Origin of the sequence: Pseudoalteromonas luteoviolacea CPMOR-1, from assembly GCF_001625685.1 — a bacterium.
GTDB lineage: Bacteria > Pseudomonadota > Gammaproteobacteria > Enterobacterales > Alteromonadaceae > Pseudoalteromonas > Pseudoalteromonas luteoviolacea_K.
The window spans coordinates 62,177-75,413 of sequence record NZ_AUYC01000016.1; the positions used below are offsets into that span (position 1 = coordinate 62,177).

The 13,237-nt window shown below is 42.6% G+C and carries 13 protein-coding genes and 4 tRNA genes; 15 read left to right on the top strand and 2 right to left on the bottom strand.

The window, feature by feature from the left end; all coding sequences use genetic code 11:
• Positions 1–75: 75 nt before the first annotated feature.
• Positions 76–873 (top strand): M48 family metallopeptidase, encoded by a 798-nt coding sequence (locus tag N473_RS05765; RefSeq protein ID WP_063367103.1) that lies wholly within the window; start codon positions 76–78, stop codon positions 871–873.
• Between the two features lie 43 nt (positions 874–916).
• Here the strand turns inward: N473_RS05765 and N473_RS05770 are convergent, their stop codons facing one another.
• Both N473_RS05770 and N473_RS05775 read right to left on the bottom strand, forming a co-directional pair.
• The gene (locus N473_RS05770) at positions 917–1,423 is read right to left on the bottom strand and encodes a M48 family metallopeptidase (protein WP_063367104.1); all 507 of its coding nucleotides are present in this window, start codon (positions 1,421–1,423) and stop codon (positions 917–919) included.
• 572 nt (positions 1,424–1,995) lie between these two features.
• The gene (locus N473_RS05775; RefSeq protein ID WP_063367105.1) at positions 1,996–2,844 is read right to left on the bottom strand and encodes a DUF72 domain-containing protein; all 849 of its coding nucleotides are present in this window, start codon (positions 2,842–2,844) and stop codon (positions 1,996–1,998) included.
• Between the two features lie 194 nt (positions 2,845–3,038).
• Between N473_RS05775 and aspS the strand changes: the two genes are divergently transcribed.
• The 14 genes from aspS (at position 3,039) to N473_RS05845 (ending at position 13,198) form a co-directional block, all read left to right on the top strand.
• The gene (aspS, locus tag N473_RS05780) at positions 3,039–4,820 is read left to right on the top strand and encodes an aspartate--tRNA ligase (protein ID WP_063367106.1); all 1,782 of its coding nucleotides are present in this window, start codon (positions 3,039–3,041) and stop codon (positions 4,818–4,820) included.
• Positions 4,821–4,931: 111 nt separating this feature from the next.
• A complete protein-coding gene (gene ruvC / locus N473_RS05785) occupies positions 4,932–5,453 on the top strand; it encodes a crossover junction endodeoxyribonuclease RuvC (RefSeq protein ID WP_039607798.1) in 522 nt (173 codons plus the stop codon).
• A gap of 2 nt (positions 5,454–5,455) precedes the next feature.
• Entirely contained in the window at positions 5,456–6,073 is a 618-nt protein-coding gene (ruvA, locus tag N473_RS05790; protein WP_039607799.1) for a Holliday junction branch migration protein RuvA, read from the top strand.
• Between the two features lie 2 nt (positions 6,074–6,075).
• Entirely contained in the window at positions 6,076–7,077 is a 1,002-nt protein-coding gene (gene ruvB / locus N473_RS05795; protein WP_063367107.1) for a Holliday junction branch migration DNA helicase RuvB, read from the top strand.
• Between the two features lie 819 nt (positions 7,078–7,896).
• Entirely contained in the window at positions 7,897–8,601 is a 705-nt protein-coding gene (gene tolQ, locus N473_RS05800; RefSeq protein ID WP_039607801.1) for a protein TolQ, read from the top strand.
• Positions 8,588–9,016: a protein TolR gene (gene tolR, locus N473_RS05805; protein WP_039607802.1), complete on the top strand. Its 429-nt coding sequence runs from the start codon at positions 8,588–8,590 to the stop codon at positions 9,014–9,016. Before tolQ ends, tolR begins: the two co-directional genes overlap by 14 nt.
• A complete protein-coding gene (gene tolA, locus N473_RS05810) occupies positions 9,016–9,954 on the top strand; it encodes a cell envelope integrity protein TolA (RefSeq protein WP_063367108.1) in 939 nt (312 codons plus the stop codon). Before tolR ends, tolA begins: the two co-directional genes overlap by 1 nt.
• 9 nt (positions 9,955–9,963) lie before the next feature.
• Positions 9,964–11,322 (top strand): Tol-Pal system beta propeller repeat protein TolB, encoded by a 1,359-nt coding sequence (tolB, locus tag N473_RS05815; protein WP_063367109.1) that lies wholly within the window; start codon positions 9,964–9,966, stop codon positions 11,320–11,322.
• 41 nt (positions 11,323–11,363) lie between these two features.
• Positions 11,364–11,897 carry a peptidoglycan-associated lipoprotein Pal gene (gene pal / locus N473_RS05820; RefSeq protein ID WP_039607804.1) on the top strand — a complete coding sequence of 178 codons (534 nt, stop codon included), beginning with the start codon at positions 11,364–11,366 and terminating at the stop codon, positions 11,895–11,897.
• Positions 11,898–11,914: 17 nt separating this feature from the next.
• On the top strand, positions 11,915–12,670 hold the full coding sequence (gene ybgF, locus N473_RS05825) for a tol-pal system protein YbgF (protein ID WP_063367110.1): 756 nt from the start codon (positions 11,915–11,917) through the stop codon (positions 12,668–12,670).
• 151 nt (positions 12,671–12,821) lie between these two features.
• Positions 12,822–12,897, top strand: a tRNA-Lys gene (locus N473_RS05830).
• Positions 12,898–12,921: 24 nt separating this feature from the next.
• Positions 12,922–12,997, top strand: a tRNA-Lys gene (locus tag N473_RS05835).
• Between the two features lie 22 nt (positions 12,998–13,019).
• Positions 13,020–13,095: transfer RNA gene (locus N473_RS05840), tRNA-Lys, on the top strand.
• A 27-nt stretch (positions 13,096–13,122) separates the two neighbouring features.
• A tRNA-Lys gene (locus N473_RS05845) sits at positions 13,123–13,198 on the top strand.
• The last annotated feature ends 39 nt before the right edge of the window (positions 13,199–13,237 follow it).

The following is a 13,237-nucleotide window of genomic DNA, read 5'->3' on the forward strand; positions in this document are numbered from 1 at the left end:
ATAGGCTTATTGACTGCTTTGATGGATAGGCAGTTACATTTTTAATTGGTCGAAAAACAGTAAGTAGGAAGTATTATGAAACGAGTTGTTGCTTGCATGGTTGCTACGTTGCTCATCGCTGGATGTAAAACATCACCCACAGGAAGAACACAATATATGATGTACTCCGAGCAGAAGATGAATGAGCTTGGGGTTGCGGGATTTGAACAGATCAAAAATGAACAACAAATTGAAGCGGATGTTAAGACAAACCAATACGTTAAGTGTATAGCCAATGCACTGATCGAGCAGCTACCGAATCAAAATTCGAAGCAAAATTGGGAAGTAGTGGTTTTTAGGGACGATAGTGCGAATGCATTTGCACTACCTGGTGGCAAGATTGGTGTGCATACCGGTTTACTCAAAGTGGCAAAAGACCAACATCAGCTCGCTGCAGTTATGGGCCATGAAGTTGGTCATGTTATAGCACAGCATGCGAATGAGCGTATGACACAAAATGGACTATTACAGGCTGGGTTGCAACTGAGTAATACCGTGATGGAAATGAATAATGTTCAGTCTCGTAATACCATTATGCAAGGACTGGGTTTGGGCGCTCAAGTAGGCTTAACGCTGCCATTTGGTCGTTCACATGAAAGTGAAGCTGATGTGATAGGACTCAATCTGATGGCCAAGGCTGGATTCAAACCGATTGGTGCTGTTGAACTGTGGCAAAATATGGAAAAGTTAGGTGGAGATAGGCCAATGGAGTTTTTATCGACACACCCGTCACCTGACAACCGAATTGAAAAACTTAATAGTAAAATAGCAGAGGCTAATAGCCTTTATAAAGCAGCTCAACAAAAAGGGTTGCATCCACAGTGTCGGATTTGAATGTAGGTATGATTGAGGTGGAGCAAACTCGCTGTGCCTCAAATTACTTGTAAAAATTGAGTGCTAACTCATCTAATACGATGAAAAGTCGTAAATCTAACTCTAACTGATGATAATCAGCTTCCATATTACAGCACAGTTTATAAAAAGCTTTGTCGTGGTCGGCATGTTTAAAGTGTGCTAACTCGTGCACAATTAAAGCGCGTAATATTGCTTCCGGCGCATACTTAAGCTGATTGTTTAACGCAATATCGTATCGCGCTTTGATTTTTTGGCCGTGGCGATGTTGCTTTTGAGTGTGTGTGCCAAGTGTTCCTTTCATCATGTCTGTATGTTTAGTGAAGCTGACATTATTCAATCTTGGAGTATTTTTTAAAAAACGCTGTTTGATATCAGTACAATATTGGTATAGCGTTTGTTGATTTTGCAACTGATGGCCGCAAGGGTATTTATTTTTGAAATAGGTCTGTAATTGATTGTTTTCAATCAAAGATGTAATTTGTGCTTGTAAATTTTCAGGGTAGTGCTGGAAATACTTTAATTGCTGCATTGGTCGCCTTTTATCTATGAGTGAATATTTGGGCGAGCAATTATAGCGCAAGGGTAATGCAAAAGTATAAAGCAAGTTGTCTATGTAAAGGCAGACAGTTCGCGGTTAACAAGTCTATTGATAATATTGTGATTTATGCGGGAAGTCTTTGCTGGTTAAGTATTGATACATACCTACGCGAATGAATCAGAAAAGCTAAGGCATGTTATGCAAGTGTTTTTCCTTAATATAACACCAACCAAGATGTGCCTGAAAAGTTGCTGTTCAGCTTAGATATTATCGACTCTGACACCCAATGAGCGTTTATCATTGAGATAAAGTAGGAGAGAAGTGTGTCACTTTTAATTTCTAGGCACCCAGCTGTTATTTACATTCTGTATTTAACATCAAGCGGGCGGCGCTGGTGGGCCGTTCCCTTGTAGGGCCGGGCAACAAGATATGCCGACTGTGAAATCGTTCCTCTCCACCCACATATACTTTGGGAAGTTGACGTTGTAAGTTAGAAATTTAATCAAACATTGCTTTGATTAAAACCGAGTTCATTTTGACGCTTATCAGTATGTTGTTCGTTTTCACAACAATGTTTGTTGCTGTGGTTGTTGCTCGGCGGGGAAAGGCAGTAACACTTTATGCTCAATGCCTAAATCTTGGATAAATTGCCGTGCTAACAAAGGGGCGTCGTAATTGTCCGCCGTGTGAAAAAACACGATGGGCTCTTTACCTTCCGCGAGCCAAGTATGGATTTTTTTGAGCCAAGGCTGATAAAAAGCACGATTATTCTCAAGTGCGGAGCAACCTACAAAACGCAACATAGGCCGCTCTCCGGTCGCAATGACGTTAACAGGGACTCGTGGTTTTTTGCGCTGTGCGTCTTCAATTGCCGGTGTGCTTGGCGCTTCACTAAATAAAGGACGCGTATCCATCATGATGCGGTTAATACCTTTACTCATCAAAAATTGGTTTAAGCGCTTTTCATTATTGTCTTTTCGAAAAAATGCCAAGTTGCGCACTTCTATACCTAGACAAAGCTCGCTGGGTAATTGGGCAACAAAATTTTGTATTCTTGGGAGATGCTCGGGTCCACAACTTGCTGGTAACTGCAGCATGACCATACCAATGTGCTCGAATAGTGGTGCAAACAGGCTTAACCATGTGTCGAGTTCTCTTTGACAGTTTTGCAGGGCTAACTCATGGGATATCTGTTTAGGGAGCTTAAACGTAAATTTAAAATCGTCCGTGACGGCATTTTTCCATTGTAAAACGGTCTCAGGTTTTGGATTAGCGTAAAATGTTGTATTACCCTCAACACTATTAAACATGGTGGCATATTCACTGAGCATATTTGCATTACTACAGTGCTGGCTAAAAAATCTTCCCTTCCAGTGAGATGAGCTCCATTGTGGGCAACCTAAATACAACATAATTCTCTTCATCGGTGTTTTTTTTGAGTTTAACAAATTGAGAGTACCTAAAAAAATCAACTTTGCGAAGATTCCTTGCTTTATAAGGATGACAAAGCCCCCCAGTTTTATATAATTGGCGATTATTTTTGTTAATTACGATAGCTATAGGCTGGATAGCACTTTTCATGCAAGCCTAAGCAAATAGGAACGATATGCGCTCTATATACTGCGGAAATTTAAATAAGGACCACGTTGGTCAAGAAGTCGAATTATGTGGTTGGATCAATAAGCGCCGTGACTTAGGTGGATTAATTTTCGTCGACTTAAGAGACCGTGAAGGCTTGGTTCAAGTTGTTTTTGACCCAGAAGTTGAAGGCTTGATGGACGTTGCTAATACGCTGCGCCAAGAGTTTTGTGTGAAAGTGACAGGTTGTGTGCGTGCAAGACCTGACAGCCAAGTTAACAAAGACATGGCAACGGGTGAAGTTGAAATCTTAGGCACTGGACTTGAGATCATTAACCGCTCTGAGCCTTTGCCGCTAGATTTTAACCAGCAAAACTCAGAAGAGCGTCGTCTTAAATACCGTTATTTAGACCTTCGTCGTTTAGAGATGAGCGATCGTATTAAGCTACGTGCAAAAGCATCAAGCTTTGTGCGTCGTTTCCTAGATAACAATGATTTCTTAGACATTGAGACACCGGTACTAACGAAAGCGACACCTGAAGGTGCGCGTGATTACTTAGTCCCAAGTCGTGTTCACAAAGGCAGCTTCTACGCATTGCCTCAATCACCACAGCTGTTCAAGCAGTTGTTAATGATGTCTGGATTCGACCGTTATTATCAAATCGTAAAATGTTTCCGTGATGAAGATTTACGTGCTGACAGACAGCCAGAATTTACCCAAATCGATTTAGAAACGTCATTCATGAGTTCTGACCAAGTGCGTGAAGTCACTGAGCGTATGATCCGTGAAATGTGGCAAGAGCTACTAAACGTTGATCTTGGTGAGTTTCCAACTATGCCATACGCTGAAGCGATGCGCCGTTTTGGTTCAGACAAGCCTGATTTACGTAACCCATTAGAGCTTATTGACGTTGCTGATATTGTTAAAGATGTCGAGTTCAAAGTACTAGCGGGTCCTGCTAACGATGAAAAAGGTCGTGTTGCAGTACTAACAGTCCCAGGCGGTGCTGAACTATCTCGTAAGCAAATCGACGAATATACGAAGTTTGTTGGTATTTACGGCGCGAAAGGCCTTGCTTGGATGAAGGTTAATGACCGTGAAGCAGGTATGGAAGGTGTGCAATCACCGATTGCTAAATTCCTAAACGAAGATGTGATCAGTGCATTACTAGAGCGCACAAACGCGCAAACTGGCGACATCATTCTATTTGGTGCAGACAAGCGCAACGTGGTAAACGAAGCGATGGGTGCACTGCGTTTAAAAGTTGGTTTGGACAGAGAGATCACTGATCTGAACAAGTGGGCGCCGCTTTGGGTTGTTGACTTCCCTATGTTTGAAGAAGATGACGAAGGTAACTTACACGCGGTGCACCATCCGTTCACAGCACCGAAGGACATCAGTGCACAAGAACTAGAAGCAAACCCAGCGGTTGCGATTTCTGATGCGTACGATATGGTGCTTAACGGCTATGAAGTTGGTGGCGGTTCAGTGCGTATCCACAATAACGAAATGCAGCAAGCTGCGTTCAGAATTCTAGGTATTGAAGAGCAAGAGCAGCAAGACAAGTTTGGTTTCTTACTTGATGCACTGAAGTACGGTACTCCACCACATGCTGGCCTAGCATTTGGCCTTGACCGTCTAGTAATGCTTTTATGTGGTACAGATAACATTCGTGACGTCATTGCATTCCCTAAAACAACTCAAGCGTCTTGTTTAATGACCAATGCGCCAAGTGTTGCAAACCCTGATGCACTGACTGAGCTTGCAATTGCAGTACAAGCACAGCAAGAACAAAGTGAAGAGCAGTAATCACTGACTTACTTTGAAAAGGCGGCTTTTATAGCCGCCTTTTTTGTTTAACAACTGGAAATCCATACAGTATTTTGGCATGATGTTGAAAAAAGTAAAGAGGGCAGTGCCTTGGCAGTTATTTTGGGCATAGACCCTGGTTCGAGATTTACAGGTTATGGTGTTATTGAGCATCACGGTGCAAAGTTTAAATACTTAGGTAGCGGCTGTATCAAAGTTGGAGAGCATGATTTTCCGACTCGATTAAAAATGATCTTTCAAGGCATTAGCCAGTTGATAGAGCAGTTTTCTCCAGACAGTTTTGCGATAGAGCAAGTATTTATGGCACATAACCCAGACTCAGCACTAAAGCTTGGACAAGCTAGAGGTGCCGCCATTGTTGCAGCAACCATGCAAGATGTGGTTGTACATGAATATTCGGCAAGGCAGATCAAGCAGGCTGTGGTGGGTACCGGTGGAGCCAATAAGTCTCAGGTGCAAGAAATGGTAAAACGTATTTTAAAGTTACCTGGCACCCCACAAGCAGATGCTGCGGATGCATTGGCAATTGCAATTTGTCATGCACACTCTGAACAAAACTTAATTCGCTTAGCAGGCAATGCTAAAAAAACAGTTCGTGGAAGGTTAAGATAATTATGATAGGTAAACTCAGTGGTACTTTATTAGAAAAGCAGCCGCCAGAAATTCTCATTGATGTAAATGGGGTAGGCTATGAAGTACAAATGCCGATGACTTGTTTCTACGAGCTGCCAAGTACGGGTCAGCCAGCAGCCATTTTTACGCACTTTGTGGTTCGAGAGGATGCACAATTGCTGTTTGGCTTTAATAATAAAACAGAGCGTGCTCTATTTAGAGAGCTGATTAAAGCAAATGGTGTGGGCCCCAAGCTCGCGCTTGCTATTTTGTCAGGGATGTCAGCTGAGCAGTTTGTGCAGTGTGTAAATCATGGTGATGCATCTACCCTAGTTAAAATTCCAGGTGTAGGTAAAAAGACCGCAGAGCGTCTAGTCTTAGAAATGAAAGACAAGTTAAAAGACTTTGGTCACGACTTGTTTACGCCATTCAGTGACAATGCCGTTATCCCGCCACAGGATGATCCTACGGTGGGTAATTTACCGGCTGATGACGCCATTGCTGCGTTGGTCGCATTGGGCTATAAAGCTGCGCAGGCACAAAAAGCGGTGAAAGCAGTAAAAGGCGATGGTTTAGATACCGAAACCATCATTAAAGAAGCGCTTAGGTCTATGATGTAATTATGATAGAAGCAGACAGACTAATTGAACCCGAAGTTCAAGGAAATGAAGAGCAAATAGATAGAGCTATTCGACCAAAGCTACTGAGTGACTATACCGGTCAGCCTCATGTGAAACAGCAAATGGAAATTTTCATTGAAGCTGCACGTTCACGTGAAGAAGCGCTAGATCATCTATTGATATTTGGCCCGCCAGGGTTAGGTAAAACAACCCTTGCAAATATCGTTGCCAATGAGTTGGGTGTGAATATTAAAACGACATCAGGCCCTGTACTTGAGAAAGCTGGCGACTTGGCAGCCATGTTAACTAACCTCGAAGAAGGTGATGTGTTATTCATTGATGAGATCCACCGCCTTAGCCCACAAGTGGAAGAAATCTTATATCCGGCAATGGAAGACTATCAACTGGATATTATGATAGGTGAAGGGCCCGCTGCACGCTCTATCAAGTTGGACTTACCGCCATTTACACTCGTAGGCGCAACGACTAGAGCGGGTTCGTTGACTTCACCGCTTAGAGACCGTTTTGGTATTGTGCAAAGGCTGGAGTTCTATTCGGTGGATGACTTGTCACAAATTGTTAGCCGCTCAGCTCACTTCTTAAATTTGGAGACAACCGAAGAAGGCGCTCGCGAAGTTGCCAAAAGAGCACGTGGTACACCGAGGATCGCAAACCGTCTGCTACGCCGTGTTCGTGACTTTGCTGATGTAAAAGGAGATGGCAGCGTTGATAAAACCATTGCTAACCAAGCATTAGATATGGTTGATGTTGATAAATGTGGTTTTGACTATATGGACAGAAAGTATTTGCTGGCTATTATAGAGAAGTTTACTGGCGGACCTGTGGGTCTTGATAACCTCGCTGCGGCAATTGGTGAAGAGAAAGAGACGATAGAAGATGTGATAGAGCCTTACCTTATTCAACAAGGCTTTATCCAGCGTACGCCAAGAGGACGGATAGTATCCGATAGGGCCTATCTGCACTTTGACCTTACCAAAGGATAACCGCAATTAAGCCACCGTATTTACGGTGGCTTTTTTAATAGTATTCATCTGAATTTGCTAGCCTTTCAATCTAGATATAAATTTCAGGCAAAAAAAAGCCCGCACATATGTGCGGGCGAAAACAACAAGTTGAAGGAAGTAATCCAGGGAACTGATGAGTCTGTTAAGGTTTTATCCAAAAGGTTCTCATCAAAAGCAACAGAGTAAATCAGAACTCTATCACTCGGTAACTGGCTTTGCATTGCGTTAAGCAGTGCGCTCAGTACAGGGTGTATATTAGAGATCTTATGGATTATTATCAAACTAGAAAAATTATATCTTTCAGATAAAAATAACTAATGCGAAAGCTATTTACCATTTTTTACATTGCATGATAAGAACGATTTTACTGTATGTATCTTTATGATTTAATTGCATTTGTACTATTTATGCTCAAATTGTAAATATTAGATAATTTGTTGTTAATTGGTATTACCAATGGTTTTTTGAGCATTTATTCGTGCAAAGTGAATAAATCCACCACTTTATGCACTCTGAGTAAATAATTACGCTTGCTCTGATGGTGAGGAATAAAAATGTTAATTAATCGGAGGAAGTGGAAAATAAAATGATTTAAATACCGAAACAAACATATGGGACGGTAAAAGCATGACAAACACAGACATTGTGCTATTTATCGACATTTAAGCTAATTTTATAGCTTTGACGTTGTAAGGCCTTATTTGTGTGGTTAAACTACCTGAACCTTTTGTCGTGCTTGAAGTCTATCTGTTTAAAGGCGCCATGCCAGGTACACATTATTATTAGGAGTGTTAAAACGTGGAATCGGGTTTAAATTTCATCGATCTAATCTTAGAAGCCAGTGTGTTGGTTCAACTTGTTATGTTGACACTAGTTGGCATGTCCATCGCGTCGTGGGCGATTATATTCCAACGTCGTTCGGTGATAGCAGAAGCACAAAGCGAAGCTCGAAAGTTTGAACAACAGTTTTGGTCAGGTATGGACTTAGGCAAATTATACAATGAGATTACGGCACGTTCAGGCAGCTCTAAAGGGTTAGAGGCGCTATTTGTCGCGGGGTTCAAAGAATTTGCGAGACACAAAAAGAACAATACGGGCTCAGCGAATATGATTTTAGATGGCACACACCGCTCTATGCGTGTTGCTTTATCCCGTGAAGTAGAAAAACTAGAAACCAGTTTGTCGTTTTTAGCGACTGTTGGCTCTATCAGCCCTTATATCGGTCTATTCGGTACGGTTTGGGGGATTATGACTGCATTTATTGCTTTGGGTAATGTGCAGCAAGCAACGCTACAAATGGTGGCACCAGGTATTGCTGAGGCTCTGATTGCAACAGCGATGGGTCTATTTGCAGCTATCCCTGCAGTCATGGCGTACAACCGATTCGCAAAACATGTTGAAAAGCTTGAAGTAAACTACGCCAATTTTATGGAAGAGTTTGCTAACATATTGCATCGTCAAGCGGCCACTTTAGTGGAGACAAAAGCTAATGTATCAGCCTAAGAAAAGAAGACCTGTTGCTGAGATCAATGTAGTACCCTACATTGATGTCATGCTGGTATTGTTGATTATATTTATGGCAACTGCACCGCTAATCACCCATGGTGTAAAAGTGGATTTACCACAAATGCAAGAGTCAGATTTAGTTGAAACCAAAGATGCACCGCCGATTATTGCCAGTATTGATGCAGAGGGCCGTTATTATGTGTCTGTCGGCACTGATCCTGAAGCACCAATGGATGCAGTTGAAGTGGCAGCAGTTATCAAATTAAAACTGCAGCAAAACCCTGATACACCTGTGATGATTAAAGGCTCTGGCCGTGTTTCATATCAAGAAGTTTTATTACTTATGGACTTTTTGAAAAATGCGGGGGTGCCTTCTGTCGGCCTGATGACCAAATCGTTTGAGGATAATTAATGGATGCGTTAACAAGCGGAATTATTAAGTCGTTTCTGCTTCACATCGCGTTAGCGGGTATGCTGTTTGCCTCAGCTAATTTGCAAATGTCTAAACCCACGGTAATGCACGTGCAATTAAATCCAGTTATGCAAGAAGAGCAGGAAAAAGCGGTTTCAGCTATTTCCGTCGATCAACGTGCTGTGGAGCGCAAAATTGCACAGCTTAAGCAAGCTGAAGATGCCAAAAAACGCGCTGAAGAAAAGCGTATTCGTGACCTAGAACGTCGCGCGGTACAAGCACGTAAAGATCGTGAAGCAGAAGCAAGGCGCATCAAAAAACTCGAACAGCAACGTCAAGCAAAGTTGGCTGAAAAGCGCAAAGCTGAAGCGCAAGCGAAAAAAGCCCGTGAGGTCGAGCAAAAGCAGCGCGCTGATGCAGAAAAGGCCAGAAAAGAAAGGCTACAAGCTGAGCAAGCTGCAAAAGCGGCAGCCGAGAAACGTAAATCTGAAGAGGATCGTTTAAGACAAGCTGAAGCCCAACGTAAGCGTCAAGAAGAAGAGGCGAAACGCAAAGCAGAAGCCGCTGAGCAAGCACGTCAAAAAGCATTGCAAGAGCAGCTGTTGCAAGAGCAGTTAGCACAAGAGCAGGCTGCGCGTGCGAAAGTCAGGCAGCAACAAGTGCTTGGAGAAGTAGATAAATACAAAGCGCTGATCATGCAACGTATTCAGTCTAATTTGTTAATTGATGAAAAAATGAAGGGTAAGCAATGTCGTTTGAACATCCGCTTGGGCTTCAATGGCTTGGTTACTCAAGCTAATTCGTTAGGTGGAGACAAATTAGTGTGTGAAGCGGCACTTCGTGCGGTTCGTATGGCAGATACATTGCCTGTTTCGAAAGACAAAGATGTGTTTGAACAACTTAAGAATATTAATTTAACGATTAAACCCAATCTTTAAAGGAAAACCATGTTAAAGCATTTAAAAAACATAGTTCTGGTTTTTGCTTTCAGTATGACAACACTTGCCAATGCGGCATTGGAAATTGTCATTACTGAAGGCGTTGACAGTGCACGACCTTTAGGTGTTGTGCCATTTAAATACATCGGTAACGGTGAAGCCCCTTCAGAGATTAGTTCAGTTGTTGCAGCAGACTTGATGCGCAGTGGTAAATTTAAAGCGGTATCTGAGGAACAGATGCCGCAGCTGCCAACCACAGATGAGGAAGTAGACTATGACGCTTGGGTCAATTTAGGTGTCGAAGCGATTATTGTGGGTACTATTACTCAACAGCCAGCGAACCGCTATTTGGTAAAATATGAATTGATTGATGTTTTACGTGCGCAGATCACAGGTGGTGAAACGCGCATGATGAGCAATGGCAAATTAATGAAAAGCCAAGACCATATTTTGGAAAGCCGTCAAAGTGTGATTGACAGTGATTCATTTAGATACTATTCACACCAGATAAGTGATGTGGTCTATGAGGCTTTAACTGGCGAGCGCGGCGCGTTTAGAACGAAAATTGCTTATGTGATTGTGCGAGAAGAGCAAGATAAACCGTATCAACTTGTGGTTGCAGATTATGACGGGTTCAATGAGCAAGTGTTACTGCGTTCAAAAGAGCCGCTAATGTCACCTGCATGGTCTCCAGATGGCAATAAATTAGCGTATGTGACCTTTGAAAATCGCCAATCTCAGGTCTATGTTCAAGATATATACACTGGTAAACGTGAAAAACTGACCAGTTACCCAGGTATCAATGGTGCACCACAGTTTTCGCCTGATGGCACACAAATGCTGGTTGTTTTGTCTAAAGACAAAGGCGGTGCAACAGAGGTATATTTGATTGATTTAGAAACGCGCGTCGAAAAGCGCTTAACTAAGCACAGAAGTATAGATACTGAGCCAAGTTGGCACCCAAATGGCCGAGAAATTGTGTATACGTCTGAAAGGGGTGGTAATGCCCAGATTTATAAGTTAAATTTAGATACTGGTAGATCTAGACGTGTGACCTTTGACGGCGACATGAACTTAGCAGGTTCAATTACGCCAGATGGTAAACAATTAGTAATGGTAAATCGCACGCTAGGTCAGTACCATATAGCAAAGAAAGAATTTGATTCAGGGCTGTTTCAGGTGTTAACTCGTACGAGACTCGATGAATCACCGAGTATTGCGCCGAACGGCTCTATGATTATTTACAGTACCCTGCATAATAATAAGCAGGTTTTGGCCCTGGTGTCGATGGACGGTCGCTTTAAAGCGAGATTGCCAGTACTTGACGGGCAAGTGAAGGCACCGGCCTGGTCGCCGTTTTTACAGTAATATTTACTGGTTAGACTTATAAAGATATAGGAATATACTCGATGCAACTTAACAAAACTTTAAAGGCTTTATTGGTAGCGTTGCCTGTAATGACTTTAGCTGCATGTAGCTCATCATCTGGTGATGTTGATGGTGGTGATAGCCAGCAGACAAATGCTTCTTCTAACAGCAATGACAAGGTTGATGTAAACACAATTGACCGTCCAAAAACAGCTGCAGAGATCCAACAAGAGAAGTACGAAACGTTGCGTCAAGAGCAAATCGTATACTTCGATTTTGACCGCTCTACAGTACGTAGCGAATATGTTGAGTTACTACAAGCACACGCAGACTTCCTAGTGAAAAACCCAAGTGTAAAAGTACTTGTTGAAGGTCACGCAGATGAGCGTGGTACTCCTGAGTACAACATCGCACTAGGTGAAAGCCGTGGTAAGTCAGTTGCTAAATACCTTGAGAGCCTAGGTGTTTCTGAAAGCCAAATCTCTGTAGTGAGCTACGGTGAAGAAAAGCCAATGGTTAAGTCGCGCACAGAAGAAGCTTTTGCTAAGAACCGTCGCGCGGTATTGGTATACTAATTTAGACAAGAGATGTTATGAAGCCGAAAACTATTTTGGCAGCCATCATCTTTCTTAGCGGGAGCTCCCAGGTTTGGGCAGCTCCCGCTACTGTTTATGATGCTGCAAATAATCAAAAGTCGCTTGAACAGCGCGTTGCCGAACTCGAAAAAATGATGACAAATCGAAATCGAGTGCAAGCCGATCTTCAGTTACAGTTGCAGCAATTGCAAGACGAAGTCAGCCAAGTTCGTGGCTTTACCGACGAGCAAAGCTATAAACTGGAAAAAGTGTTACAGCGCCAACGAGAGCTGTATCAAGAAATTGAGAACCGTGTTAGCCAAGTTTATGAGCAAACTAAATCTGATATTGCTGCGACGGCTATTCCTACTGTCGGCGAGCAAGCGGTGAGCTCTAACTTATCTGAGAATGAAGCTTATGACCGTGCTGTTGCTCTGATCATGAAGGATAAGCGCTATGATGCGGCAATCCCAGAGTTTCAAAACTTTTTGCAACAATTTCCAGAGTCAGTATATATTCCTAATGCGCATTATTGGTTAGGCCAGCTACAATCTATAAAAAGCAAGCCTGCTGAAGCGATTAAGCACTTTACCATTGTTGTTGAGCAGTTCCCTGACTCAAATAAGCGCCCTGATGCGATGCTGAAGCTTGGTACATTGGCTGCGAATGCCGGAGACAAGACAAAAGCGACACAATTGTTCAATGCGTTGATAAAAGAATACCCAAGCACCACTGCTGCAAAATTGGCAACAGAGCGTTTATCTAAGCTGTAATAAGCTGCTTTGTGAACACTGTGGTGTAAAAATAGGCGCTTAGGCATAAAATTTAAAAAAAACAGCGTAATTCAGTTGCACTAGAATTTTAAATAAGTATTATAAGCGCCCGCAGCAGGCGATACGTTATAAACATCTTGCTGCAATGAGTGGGTCATTAGCTCAGTTGGTAGAGCAGTGGACTTTTAATCCATTGGTCGATGGTTCGAGTCCATCATGACCCACCACTTTTGCTTAATTTTGATATGAGCGGGTCATTAGCTCAGTTGGTAGAGCAGTGGACTTTTAATCCATTGGTCGATGGTTCGAGTCCATCATGACCCACCATTAAGCTTAAAATTTCCCGAGCGGGTCATTAGCTCAGTTGGTAGAGCAGTGGACTTTTAATCCATTGGTCGATGGTTCGAGTCCATCATGACCCACCATTTTAAGTGTTATTCATATCCCCGAGCGGGTCATTAGCTCAGTTGGTAGAGCAGTGGACTTTTAATCCATTGGTCGATGGTTCGAGTCCATCATGACCCACCATTTAAGCACATCCATATCCAGAGCGGGTCATTAGCTCAG

What these genes read in the sequence shown, in the direction of transcription:
- N473_RS05765 (WP_063367103.1), top strand. Translation starts at nt 76, where the DNA reads ATGAAACGAGTTGTTGCTTGCATGGTTGCTACGTTGCTCATCGCTGGA.
- N473_RS05770 (WP_063367104.1), bottom strand. Translation starts at nt 1,423, where the DNA reads ATGCAGCAATTAAAGTATTTCCAGCACTACCCTGAAAATTTACAAGCA.
- N473_RS05775 (WP_063367105.1), bottom strand. Translation starts at nt 2,844, where the DNA reads ATGTTGTATTTAGGTTGCCCACAATGGAGCTCATCTCACTGGAAGGGA.
- aspS (WP_063367106.1), top strand. Translation starts at nt 3,039, where the DNA reads ATGCGCTCTATATACTGCGGAAATTTAAATAAGGACCACGTTGGTCAA.
- ruvA (WP_039607799.1), top strand. Translation starts at nt 5,456, where the DNA reads ATGATAGGTAAACTCAGTGGTACTTTATTAGAAAAGCAGCCGCCAGAA.
- ruvB (WP_063367107.1), top strand. Translation starts at nt 6,076, where the DNA reads ATGATAGAAGCAGACAGACTAATTGAACCCGAAGTTCAAGGAAATGAA.
- tolR (WP_039607802.1), top strand. Translation starts at nt 8,588, where the DNA reads ATGTATCAGCCTAAGAAAAGAAGACCTGTTGCTGAGATCAATGTAGTA.
- tolA (WP_063367108.1), top strand. Translation starts at nt 9,016, where the DNA reads ATGGATGCGTTAACAAGCGGAATTATTAAGTCGTTTCTGCTTCACATC.
- tolB (WP_063367109.1), top strand. Translation starts at nt 9,964, where the DNA reads ATGTTAAAGCATTTAAAAAACATAGTTCTGGTTTTTGCTTTCAGTATG.
- pal (WP_039607804.1), top strand. Translation starts at nt 11,364, where the DNA reads ATGCAACTTAACAAAACTTTAAAGGCTTTATTGGTAGCGTTGCCTGTA.
- ybgF (WP_063367110.1), top strand. Translation starts at nt 11,915, where the DNA reads ATGAAGCCGAAAACTATTTTGGCAGCCATCATCTTTCTTAGCGGGAGC.